Annotated in this window: 9 protein-coding genes; all 9 read right to left on the minus strand. The window is 44.3% G+C overall.

The window, feature by feature from the left end; translation table 11 throughout:
• Complete coding sequence (gene rodA / locus CJF29_RS20570; RefSeq protein WP_074558944.1) at window positions 1-1,458, minus strand: rod shape-determining protein RodA; 1,458 nt, start codon at window positions 1,456-1,458, stop codon at window positions 1-3.
• Complete coding sequence (gene mrdA, locus CJF29_RS20575; protein ID WP_074558945.1) at window positions 1,439-3,301, minus strand: penicillin-binding protein 2; 1,863 nt, start codon at window positions 3,299-3,301, stop codon at window positions 1,439-1,441. The genes rodA and mrdA overlap by 20 nt, the downstream gene beginning before the upstream one ends.
• Window positions 3,302-3,303: 2 nt before the next feature.
• Window positions 3,304-3,801, minus strand: coding sequence for a rod shape-determining protein MreD (mreD, locus tag CJF29_RS20580; RefSeq protein ID WP_004299943.1), 498 nt, complete (start codon window positions 3,799-3,801; stop codon window positions 3,304-3,306).
• Window positions 3,798-4,643 (minus strand): rod shape-determining protein MreC, encoded by an 846-nt coding sequence (mreC, locus tag CJF29_RS20585; RefSeq protein ID WP_074558946.1) that lies wholly within the window; start codon window positions 4,641-4,643, stop codon window positions 3,798-3,800. Before mreC ends, mreD begins: the two co-directional genes overlap by 4 nt.
• Before the next feature lie 7 nt (window positions 4,644-4,650).
• Window positions 4,651-5,673 carry a rod shape-determining protein gene (locus tag CJF29_RS20590; RefSeq protein ID WP_074558947.1) on the minus strand — a complete coding sequence of 341 codons (1,023 nt, stop codon included), beginning with the start codon at window positions 5,671-5,673 and terminating at the stop codon, window positions 4,651-4,653.
• A gap of 89 nt (window positions 5,674-5,762) precedes the next feature.
• Window positions 5,763-7,286, minus strand: a complete 1,524-nt coding sequence (gene purH, locus CJF29_RS20595) for a bifunctional phosphoribosylaminoimidazolecarboxamide formyltransferase/IMP cyclohydrolase (protein WP_074637238.1) — start codon at window positions 7,284-7,286, stop codon at window positions 5,763-5,765.
• Between the two features lie 151 nt (window positions 7,287-7,437).
• Window positions 7,438-9,474 (minus strand): M13 family metallopeptidase, encoded by a 2,037-nt coding sequence (locus CJF29_RS20600; RefSeq protein ID WP_074558971.1) that lies wholly within the window; start codon window positions 9,472-9,474, stop codon window positions 7,438-7,440.
• Window positions 9,475-9,521: 47 nt separating this feature from the next.
• Window positions 9,522-11,489 carry a ribosomal protection-like ABC-F family protein gene (abc-f, locus tag CJF29_RS20605; protein ID WP_074558972.1) on the minus strand — a complete coding sequence of 656 codons (1,968 nt, stop codon included), beginning with the start codon at window positions 11,487-11,489 and terminating at the stop codon, window positions 9,522-9,524.
• A 142-nt stretch (window positions 11,490-11,631) separates the two neighbouring features.
• The gene (locus CJF29_RS20610; RefSeq protein WP_074558949.1) at window positions 11,632-12,543 is read right to left on the minus strand and encodes a nucleotidyltransferase family protein; all 912 of its coding nucleotides are present in this window, start codon (window positions 12,541-12,543) and stop codon (window positions 11,632-11,634) included.
• Between the last annotated feature and the right edge of the window lie 7 nt (window positions 12,544-12,550).

Raw genomic sequence — 12,550 nt, forward strand, 5'->3', positions numbered from 1 at the left:
TTAAAGCCTTCTGCCACGACCTGCATCAATCCGCAGGAAGATGAACAACAATATCGTAAATCCCCATAAGGAAGAGCCTCCATAGCTAAAGAAAGGCAATGGAATACCAATCACCGGAGTCAACCCCAGTACCATACCGACATTGATAAATAAGTGGAAAAGGAAAATACTGACGACCGAATATCCATAAACCCGGCCAAAATTAGAAGTCTGCCGTTCGGCCAGGAAAATTAATCGCAAAATCAAAATAAGGAAAGCCAGCAGGACAGCAGCCGAACCCACAAAACCTTGTTCTTCACCTACTGTACAAAAAATAAAGTCGGTATCCTGTTCGGGCACGTACTTCAACTTCGTTTGTGTACCATTCAGGAATCCTTTCCCTGTTAGCCCGCCGGAACCAATGGCAATCTTAGATTGGTTCACGTTATATCCGGCACCGGTCAAATCTTCTTCCAAACCAAGCACTACCTTTATACGGACTTGTTGATGAGATTCCAATATATTATCAAATACATAATTACTGGAATACAGGAAGCCGATAGAACCGATTGTAAACAGAGCAATCAGGAAATAGGTACGTTGCCGCTCACTTAATGCCAGATAAATCAGATAGCCTATCACAACAGCACAAAGCGCCCATTGCACCCAAACCAGGCTAAAGTGTACCCAGTATTCCGATATTAAATAGGCTATCAGCAATATGCCCAGACTTCCACCAATGATATTACGGGTAGCAGGCCATTTCTTGCGATATACCCACACCATGCCACCAGCAAATAAGAGGATTAATAGTAATACGATAAATTCGCCTAACGGCGTTGGGGTATCGGCTATAAATACTTCGTCAAAACGGATGCCGACCACAAAGTAGATTACGGCGCATACGCCTGCAAAAAGTACTACTCCCGGCATTCCTTCACGGTAAAGAACCAGAAAAAAGGCGAGATAAACCAATGCAGAACCTGTCTCTCGCTGACCAATAATCAATAACATCGGAAGAAGAATGATGAATCCCAGGATAAAGGCACATTTTTCTTTTTTGATGCTGAATGAATAAGAGTTCATATACTTGGCCAAAGCCAAGGCCGTAGCAAACTTGGCAAACTCGGCAGGTTGCAAGCTAACAGGCCCCATCACCAGCCAGGAGCGTGAGCCTTTTGTGTCCGGTGCAATGAAGATAGTGACGATGAGCAAGAGAATCATCCCCACATATACAATGTACGCGAACATATCATACATACGGTCTTCCAGCATCAACAAAACAAATCCAAGTCCGAAGGAGCAGATAATCCACACAAACTGTTTACCGGCACGGGTTGAAAAATCCAGAAAGTCACGTTCACCATAGTCGTAACTGGCTCCGCAAACGCTGAACCATCCGCCAACAATCAGGAGCAGGTAAATAAAAATCGTTACCCAGTCCAGTGATTTCCATAAACTATCGTTCCTCGTTACCATACAATATCACTCTGTTACTAATTTCTTCCGCTCTTAATTCATTTTCCGGTGATAACTTCCCGTTTATATATTGTTCCATCATCAACGCACCCACCGGCACACCATAAGTAGCTCCCCAACCACCATTCTCCACATAGACGGCAATAGCTATCTTGGGTTTGTTCATAGGTGCAAAGCCCATAAATACCGAGTGGTCGTGCCCACGATTCTGTGCAGTACCTGTTTTACCACAGGCCTCCAGCCCCGGAACCATCACGGACAGCATACGACAGGTACCGCCGGTGGCCGCGCCACGCATCCCTTCTACTACTGATTCATAATGTCTCTTCTCAATAGTGGTATAACGCGGTACACGATAGATGCTATCTAACTGGTTGTCCTGGATTTCCTTTACAATATGCGGTGTCACGAAATATCCTCTGTTGGCAATCGTCGCTCCTAAGTTGGCTATTTGAAGGGGAGTGGACAGAACCTCTCCCTGTCCGATAGAGATACTGATTACAGTCAATCCGTTCCAATGTCCGCGATAGGCTTTATCGTAGAATTGTGCATTCGGAATCAATCCTCGTTTCTCTCCCGGTAAATCAACGCCCAGTTTGTAGCCAAATCCCTGCGAAACCATGTGGTCTTTCCAGACCGTAATGGCGTTTTGCGGCGAACCGTATTTACGATCGCCAAACATACGGAACAGTCCCCAACAGAAATAGGAGTTGCACGATGTAGCAATAGCCGGAATCAATGGCAAGGGAGATCCGTGAGCATGGCAGCCTACTGTCAATCTTCCGTAATGGAACCCATGTGAGCAAGGGAATGCCGGACTTTGTTCAGTGATGATTCCTTCTTGCAGGAACGTCAGTCCTTGCGCTGTCTTGAACGTAGATCCCGGAGGATACACTCCCATCAGGGCACGATTCAAAAGCGGTTTAGTCATATCACGTTGCAAAGCCAGATGATTCTTACCACGCTGGCGGCCAATCATCAAATGCGGGTCATAATTGGGAGAGGATACCAGACAAAGGATTTCTCCGGTTTCCGGTTCGATAGCCACAATACTTCCAATCTTATTCTTTAATAAACGTTCACCCAGCATCTGTAAGTCAATATCCAGACTCAATGTCAGGTTCTTGCCGGGAACGGAAGGACGGTCATATTCACCATCCATATAATGCCCTTGGATACGACCGTGTGCATCACGAAGCAGAATCTCAATTCCTTTCTCGCCACGAAGGTACTTTTCATACGATTTCTCGACTCCTAACTTGCCGACATAATCCCCACGGATGTAGTATCCTTCTTCATCCGCTTCCATTTCTTTTGCGGAGACTTCTCCTATATCTCCCAAAGCATGGGCGGCAGCATTGTACGAATATTGACGAATGGTACGCCGTTGGATATAAAAGCCACGAAACTTAAACAGCTTTTCCTGAAAGACACCACATTCTTCCGCCGAAAGTTGCGACATAAACAACTGGTTGGTATAGCGGGAATACCCCGGATTGCGGCGACGGTCTTTCATGTCGCTCATAATTTTGAGAAACTGCGCACGGGTGATATTCAGCGATTGGCATAAATCGAGTGTGTCCAGATTCTCTATTTCCTTTGGCACGATCGTTATGTCGTATGCCGGCTGGTTGAATACCAATAGTTTACCGGTCCGGTCATAAATAGCGCCACGCGAGGGGTACTGGATTTTATTCAGAAAAGCGTTACTATCAGCATTCTTCTTGTAGTCATCGGTCGTAATCTGCAATACAAAAAGACGTATCAGATAAATCAAAACAATGGAGATAGCAATGCCTCCGATTACAAATTTGCGCTTCTCTAAGATATAATCTTTTGCCATCGTTACTTCTTAATCCCTTCTATAGCTATGATACAGGTTACAGTCAGAATAGTGCAAAGAAGCACTCGCAACAGTAACAGCCAAATGCTGGTAAATGAGAAGAACTCAATGGAGAGTAATGCCAGACTGTGCACAAAAACACTTGCAGTAGTATATTTTAAGAAAGGACTGATTCCCATCGTCTTGAAAGAGGGAATAAGGCTGTCCGGATTATCACGGGGCATGAACAGACGAAGCAAAGAGGGACGGAGAAAGGCAAGCAATACGGTAGCTGCCGCATTCATTCCCGGAGTATCAGAGAATATATCAATGGTCAGCCCGAAGAAAAAAGCCCACAACATCAGTTCATTCCGGGAAGTACCGGAGCTGAATTTCAGAATAAAATAGATATAGAGAAAAGGAGTAGCATAGCCGGCAATATGTACACTATTAAGGATTAGCACCTGAAGAAGTACCAAGCCGATAAACCATCCGATTCTATGTATATAAGTAATAATCATTCTTTCATCACCTTGTTTTCAAGTTTCTTCTGTTCTTCCTGACCTGTCCGGGCTACCACCCGAACGTCACTCAACTTACCGAAATCAGTAGCCAGCCTGATTTTCAACAGATAGGAAAGTCCGTCATTAGAGTCGGACATATCATCTACCGTCCCCACCATTATACCTTCGGGAAAGACGGTGGAGAAACCACTGGTGACTACTGTATCTCCCAAATTAAACTCTGCATGACGAGGCAGGTCTTTCAGATAAGCATAGCGCGAATCTCCATGTTCCCATTTCAGGTAGCCGAAATAATCACTGCCGATAATCTTGCAACTGATATTCGACTTGCTGTTCAGTACCGAAATCACCACCGAGTAGGAAGGAGATGTTTCATAAACAATCCCTACAATCCCATTACCGTCCACTACTCCCATTTCGGAGCGAATACCGGAAGAGGAACCTTTATCGAGCGTGATATAATTATCAACCAGATTCAAACTGTTCTTTATCACATGCGCTTTAAACAACTGATAATCCGCTTGCGGCACCTGCCGGATGCTGTTGATTGCCATAGAATCGAGCTGCTGCTCTCTCAATGCTTTTTCCAGATTAGTGATCTGTTGTTCGAGCACCATGTTGCGATCCAATAGATCTTCGTTGACTGATTTCAGATGAAAATAAGAGGAAATCCCTCCCGAAACTTCATAAACCGCCCCCACAACCGTATTGGCAGAAGTGAAGAATGCACTCTGCTGATAACGGTTGAACCGAAATAACAAAACAAAACTGGCTACCTCCAATAAGATGAAGAGGAACCAGTAATTGTATTTCAGAAGGAAGTTTAATAAATTCCTCATTCCCGGTTTATCTCATTAAGAAAGAGAAACGGTCTACGTTCTTTAATGCCACACCTGTACCTTTGGCGACTGCGTGCAAAGGATCTTCCGCAATATGGAAAGGAATGTTGATCTTGTCGGTCAAACGCTTATCCAGTCCACGAAGCAATGCACCACCTCCGGAGAGATAGATACCATTGTGCACAATATCAGCATATAGTTCAGGAGGCGTATTTTCCAATGCACTCAAGATAGCAGTTTCAATCTTTGAAATAGATTTCTCCAGACAGTGAGCTACTTCCTGATAGCATACAGGCACTTCCATTGGAAGAGCTGTGATACGGTTCGGACCATGAACGATATAATCTTCCGGAGCATCTTCACCCAGTTCGGTTAAAGCAGCACCCACATTGATCTTGATACGTTCTGCCATACGCTCGCTGACTTTCACATTGTGCTGACGGCTCATGTATTCGCGAATATCTTCTATCAGGTCATCACCGGCAGTACGAATGGAGTTGTTGGAAACGATACCTCCCAAAGAGATAACGGCAATTTCCGTAGAACCACCACCTATATCGACAATCATGTTTCCTTCCGGAGCTTCTACGTCGATGCCGATACCGATTGCCGCAGCCATCGGTTCAAAAATCAAATAGACATCACGGCCACCGGCATGTTCCGCAGAGTCGCGAACAGCACGGAGTTCGACTTCCGTACTTCCCGAAGGAACGCCAATCACCATGCGAAGAGAAGGTGAAAACAAATGGTTGCGAGTATTCACCTGCTTTATCAAACCGCGCATCATCTGCTCGCAAGCATAAAAGTCGGCAATCACTCCATCTCTCAACGGACGGATAGTACGTATGTTTTCGTGGGTTTTTTCATGCATCAACTTCGCCTTTTCCCCCACGGCAATCATCTTTTCTGTACGGCGATCCAAAGCAACGACTGACGGCTCATCCACCACGATTTTCCCATTCGTGATGATAATGGTATTGGCTGTGCCCAAGTCCATTGCGATCTCTTGTGTAAAAGAAAATAATCCCATTCTTGAATAATTTATTAAAGTGGAGTATTAAGTTTAAGTATTATAACTGTGCAGTGCAAGTTAACACTAAAAACTTAATACTTATTTTTTTAGTGTTTAAAATGACGGATACCGGTAGTCACCATCGCCATACCATGCTCATTGCAATAAGCAAAGGATAAATCGTCTTTTACCGAACCTCCCGGTTGGATAACAGCCGTAATACCTTCTTTATCTGCAATTTCCACACAGTCGGGGAACGGGAAGAAAGCATCGGAAGCCATCACTGCACCATTCAGATCAAAACCGAATGATTTGGCCTTTTCAATTGCTTGCTTCAATGCGTCTACACGCGAAGTCTGTCCTACACCGCTTGCAAGAAGTTGCTTATCTTTTGCCAATACGATGGCATTAGACTTGCTGTTCTTTACAATTTTATTGGCAAACAACATATCTTCTACTTCTTCCGGAGTAGGAGCTTTGTCTGTCACGGTTTTCAGGTCAGCTACCGTTTCAATATTAGTATCTTTATCCTGCACCAATACGCCATTCAGTAAAGCACGGAATTGCTTTTTAGGCAATTTGGCTTCTTTACGAACGAGGATGATGCGGTTCTTTTTCTGTCCCAGGATTTCGAGTGCATCCACATCATAATCCGGTGCGATAATCACTTCGAAGAAAATCTTGTTGATTTCTTCCGCTGCTTCTTTGTCAATGACGCCATTCGTAATCAATACACCTCCGAAAGCAGAAACCGGATCACCGGCCAATGCGTCTTTCCAAGCATCCAGAACAGTAGTGCGGGAAGCCAGTCCACAAGCATTGTTATGTTTCAGGATAGCGAAAGTGAGGTCGTCGAATTCGTCAATCAGATCAACGGCAGCATTGATATCGAGAAGATTGTTATAAGAGATTTCTTTTCCGTGAATCTGGTCGAACATCGCTTCCAGATTTCCGTAGAAATAACCTTTCTGATGTGGGTTCTCACCGTAACGAAGTTGCTTCTGGCTATTTACCGAGCAACGGAAAGCAGAGCCTTCGCCGGCATCGAAATAGTTGAAAATAGCCGAATCGTAATGAGAAGAAACGGCAAATGCTTCTTTTGCCATCCAACGGCGTTCTTCGAGTGAAGAAGTAGCACCGTGCTCCATCAACATATCCAGCAATGGTTTGTATTGAGCTTGAGAAGCCACAATGATTACATCGTTGTAGTTCTTGGCTGCGGCACGAATCAGAGAGATTCCGCCTATATCGATTTTTTCAATAATATCTGCTTCAGATGCACCGGAAGCTACCGTAGCTTCAAACGGATACAAATCAACAATCACCAGATCTATCTCGGGGATTTCATACTTCTCAATCTGTTGCATATCCTGCTCCAAGCCGCGACGGCAAAGGATACCTCCGAATATTTTCGGATGTAATGTCTTTACTCTACCACCGAGAATAGAAGGATAAGTGGTCAAATCTTCCACTGCCTTGCAAGGATATCCCAATGATTCAATAAACTGACGAGTTCCGCCTGTCGACAAAAACTCTACTCCCTCTTCATGAAGTTTGGTAATAATTTCGTCCAAACCTTCTTTATGGTATACAGATACCAATGCAGTTTTTATTTTTTTAGACTCTGACATTGAATTGCTTATTAAGTATTTGGTGTGCAAAGTTACGAAATATTGTTTATCGTACGTAATAAATAAGGTGTGAATTAATAAAAAAAAGCGTTGACCCTCCTCAATGGAAAATCAACGCCTCTTCGCAGATGTGTTCTCTATTCAAAATCTATTACCAGATAGACACTCGTTTATCCTTAGGTACAAACATCGGATCCTGCTCGGTAATTTTGAATGCTTCATACCAATTTTCGATATGAGGAAGAGCACCGTCCACACGCCATTTTCCTAATGAGTGAGGATCGAGTTTAGTTAACCGGAGAATTTCTTCAGGACGGATATTTCCTGCCCACACATTAGCATAAGCAAGAAAGAAACGTTGTTCCGGAGTAAATCCGTCAACAATTTCCAATGGTGCAGCTTCTGTTGCTTTCTTGAAAGCCTGGAAAGAAACCTGCAAACCTCCGTGGTCGGCGATGTTCTCTCCCAATGTCAGGCTACCGTTTCCGTGTACGCCCGGAGCCACTTCAATGCTGTCAAAGAAGTTCACCATTACTTGGGCACGTTCTTCGAACTTTTTAGCATCTTCTTCCGTCCACCAGTCTTTCAGGTTTCCGTCTTTGTCATATTGACGTCCCTGATCGTCAAATCCATGAGTCATCTCATGGCCGATGACCACGCCAATTGCACCGTAGTTCATAGCATCGTCCGCATTCATATCGAAGAACGGAGGTTGCAGGATGGCTGCCGGGAAGCAGATTTCATTGGTAGTCGGGTTATAATAAGCGTTCACAGTCTGGGGAGTCATCAACCATTCATCCTTGTCTACCGGTTTGCCGGCTTTAGCAATCATTTCGTTGTAATCCCATTGGTTCGCACGTTCAATATTTGCCCAGTAAGAATCATTTTTGATCTCCAGTGCAGAGTAATCTTTCCATTTATCAGGATAACCGATTTTTACATGGAAGGTAGCCAGTTTCTCCAACGCTTTTTCTTTGGTCGGTTCGCTCATCCATTTCAAACCTTTGATGCGTTCACCCAAAGAAGTTTGCAGGTTCTTCACCAGTGTAACCATGCGTTCTTTAGCAGCAGCAGGGAAGTACTTTTCCACGTACATTTGTCCTACCACTTCGCCAAGCACACCGTCTACGGTGCTCACAGAACGTTTCCAACGAGGTTGCATTTCTTTCTTGCCGGACATTGTTCTGCTGTAGAAATCGAAATTCTGTGCTTCAAAATCATCGCTTAAATAAGAAGCGGCAGCATCTATCAATCCCCATTGGAGATACAGTTTTTGATCGTCCAGCGATACGGTGTTAATCACATCGGCTACTTCCTTCATGGCAGCAGGCTGACCGATGTTCACTTCCTTCAGATCTTTCAAACCGGAAACGGTGAAATAAGTATCCCAGTCGAAAGTCGGGAAGTTCTTTTTCAACGTTGCCATGTCCATCTTGTTATAATTAGCATGAGGATCACGCAATTCCACTTGTGAACGAGCTGCTTTCGCCAGACGGGTTTCAATGTCCATCACTGCTTTTACCGCTTTCTGTGCAGTAGCGTCATCATAACCTGCCAACTGGAACATCTTGGCGATGTGTTCCTGATATTTGTTACGGATATTTTTAGTCTGCTCGTCATCTTCCAGATAATAGTCACGTTGTCCCATTCCGATACCTCCCTGATAGGTTTGTACGATATTCATGGAACTGTTCATATCGTCTGCACTTACGAACATGGTGAAGTAAGGACGGATGCCTTTCTTCTGGCTTTCGGCGATATATGCATAGATTTCTCCTTTATCCTTGAGAGCGTCAATGGCTGCCAGTTCCGCTTTGATCGGAGCTACACCTTCCTGATTCAGTTTCACGCTATCCATTGCGATATTATAAAGATCGCCTACTTTCTGGGCAGCACTGCCCGGTGCGTTATCTTTCTTTGCAGCCAATTCGGCAATCAACGCTTTCAGTTGCTCACGGCTGTTTTCGCGCAACATATCGAATGTACCGAAACGTGAATACTCGTCTGTCAGCGGATGATCTTTCACCCAACCTCCACAGGCATATTGATAAAAACTTGTACCCGGCACAGCCGTGGTATCCAGATTAGCAAGGTCGATACCGGACGTCAGCACGGCCTCTTTCTTACTGTTACATCCTGTTGTCATAAGGCATACGGCAAGAATTGGTAAATACTTGGTTACTTTCATACTCATATAATATGTTATAGAATTATCATGCTATTGGAAAGGAAGTTCTAGCCTTTCACTTCTTTCACTTCTTCCAGTTCCATCGAAACTCGCTCCCACTCTTCAACAATAGTATCCAACTGCTGTTTCAGTTTCTGATGCTGCTCATACAGTTTCATATCCGAAGCTCCTTCGGGAGTGGCCATTTTCACTTCTATAATGGCTATGGCCGATTCGGTTTCTTCGATCGAGGTTTCGCAATCCGCAACTTGGCGCTCGAGTTTCTTCACTTTCTTATTCAGTTCTTTTTGAGCTTCATAAGAGAGTTTGTTTTCCGAAGGTTGTGCGGCTTCCTGTTCATTATTTCCTTTGGCAGATGCCGTAGGAGAAGTGGATAAGCCTGCCCCTTTCTGAAGTTCGTTCAAGCTATCTATCTTTTTCTTTTGCAGAAATTCATAGATACCGCCGAGGTGTTCTTTTACCAGTCCGCCACCGAACTCATATACTTTAGTCGCAAGTCCATCCAAAAAATCACGGTCGTGGCTGACAAGAACTACGGTTCCGTCAAATTCGCGGATCGCTTCTTTCAATACGTCTTTCGAACGCATATCCAAATGATTGGTCGGTTCGTCCAGAATCAGGAAGTTGACGGGTTCCAGAAGAAGTTTAATCATTGCCAATCGGGTACGTTCTCCACCGGAGAGGACTTTCACTTTTTTGTCCGAGGCTTCGCCTCCAAACATGAAAGCTCCCAGTATATCACGTATTTTCAGACGGATATCGCCTGTAGCTACCCGGTCGATCGTATCGAATACAGTCAGGTTCTCATCCAGCATTTGCGCCTGATTCTGTGCAAAATAGCCGATTTGTACATTATGACCGATGGTGAGTTTACCATCAAAGTCAATCTCTCCCATGATACACTTTACCAATGTAGATTTACCCTCTCCATTCTTACCGACGAAAGCTACTTTCTCTCCCCGGTTGATAGTGAGGTTTACATCATGGAAAACAACATGGCTGCCATACGCTTTGCGTACATCTTCGCAAATCACAGGATAGTTTCCGCTACGGCTGGCAGGAGGAAACTTCAAACGAAGCGAGGAGTTATCTTCTTCATCTATTTCAATGCGGTCTATTTTATCCAGCTGTTTGATACGGCTCTGCACCTGTACGGCTTTGGTAGCTTTATAGCGGAAGCGTTCGATGAAGTCTTCCGTATCCTGTATCTGTTTCTGTTGGTTTTCGTATGCACGGAGCTGTTGTTCGCGACGTTCTTTACGCAGAACTACAAACTCATCATATTTCACTTTGTAGTCATAAATCTGGCCACAAGTGATTTCGATGGTACGGGTCGTTACATTATTGAGGAAAGCACGGTCGTGGCTGACCAATACGACTGCATTGGCACGTGTAGCCAGAAAGTTTTCCAACCATTGGATACTTTCAATATCGAGGTGATTGGTCGGTTCATCGAGCAAGAGTACGTCCGGGCGACGCAAAAGCAACTTCGCCAATTCGATACGCATACGCCATCCGCCGGAGAATTCCGAAGTAGAACGTTCGAAGTCCTCCCGGCTGAATCCCAGTCCGAGCAGAGTCCGTTCGATTTCCGCCTGATAGTTTGTACCACCCATCATCAGGAAGCGGTCATTTTCATGTGTGAAACGGTCTATCAACTGATGGTATTCTTCCGAATCGTAGTCTGTCCGTTCGGCTAGTTTCTGATTCATCCGTTCCAACCTCGCCTGAAGTTCAAAAATATGTTCGAATGCCAGTTCCGCCTCTCCCATCACCGTCCGGTTGTCGGAAAGAATCATGACCTGCGGCAAATATCCGATGGTTACATCTTTCGGAGTGGCTACAATGCCATGTGTCGGCGACTGCAAGCCGGCTAATATTTTCAGCATGGTTGATTTGCCGGCACCATTCTTGCCGACCAACGCAATGCGATCTTTCTTATTAATTACATAGCTGACGTCCTCAAAAAGCGGCGTCGCATTAAATTCTACTGATAATCCTTCTACTGAAATCACTTCTGCTTCTGATTTATAACATTTTGGACTGCAAAGATACTGAATATTTATTAGATACAGCTTAGTATTATACGTTATGAAAAACAAAAAAGCAGTCATTCTGATTGAATGACTGCCCTCTATCTTTACCTATGTATCTTCTTTAGAACAACTTAGCAGGATATTCGCCGGCATCTACCAATGCCTGAATCTTGTCTACTACGCTCTGACGATCTTCCGGATAAGTAACACCAAACCATTTGCTGGTAGTATCCAATACTTCAACAGTAGCAGTTCCGTCATTAATCAATTTATCCACCATCAATGGGATGAAGAATTCGCTCTTCAGGTTTTCCATGTTCTTCGGATCGCTAAGGAAAGTCTTGAAAAATTCCTGGCTGTAAGCGAAGTAATCAGGAGTGAAGCCCCAGAAGTTCATACTTACCGGAGTCGTGTCAGGAGTAGCAGTCCATTCGCCATCATCACCGATATATTTCACTTCACCGTCAAGACGTTGAATCTTCGTACGTTCTACTACAGATGTCAACAATCCTTTAGCATCTGTGCTACAGATACCACGAGATACCGTACCGCTTTCGCTCAAGGTATTTCCTACACGGAAACCTACCATTGAATAAACGTTCTCTGAATTTTCAGGAAGAGCTGAAAGGAATTTACCCATTACCTGGAAAGAATCGCGACCATAAAAGTCATCGCAGTTGATTACTGCAAACGGTTCTTTAATCACATCAGCACCCATCATTACTGCATGGTTTGTACCCCATGGTTTTGTACGGTCTGCCGGACAAGTAAAGCCTTCCGGAAGATCGTTGATAGACTGAAATACCAGTTCGCAAGGGATGTGACCTTCGTATTTGGAAATAATTTTATCACGGAAATCTTGCTCAAAATCTTTGCGGATTACAAATACAAGCTTACCAAATCCGGCATTGATAGCATCATAGATAGAGTAATCCATAATAGTTTCGCCATTAGGACCCAGTCCGTCTAATTGCTTCAAGCCTCCATAACGGCTACCCATACCGGCTGCCAATAAGAATAAAGTTGGTTTCATAAATTGT

The sequence above is a fragment of the Bacteroides celer genome, assembly GCF_002632415.2.
In the GTDB taxonomy this organism is placed as follows: Bacteria; Bacteroidota; Bacteroidia; order Bacteroidales; family Bacteroidaceae; genus Bacteroides.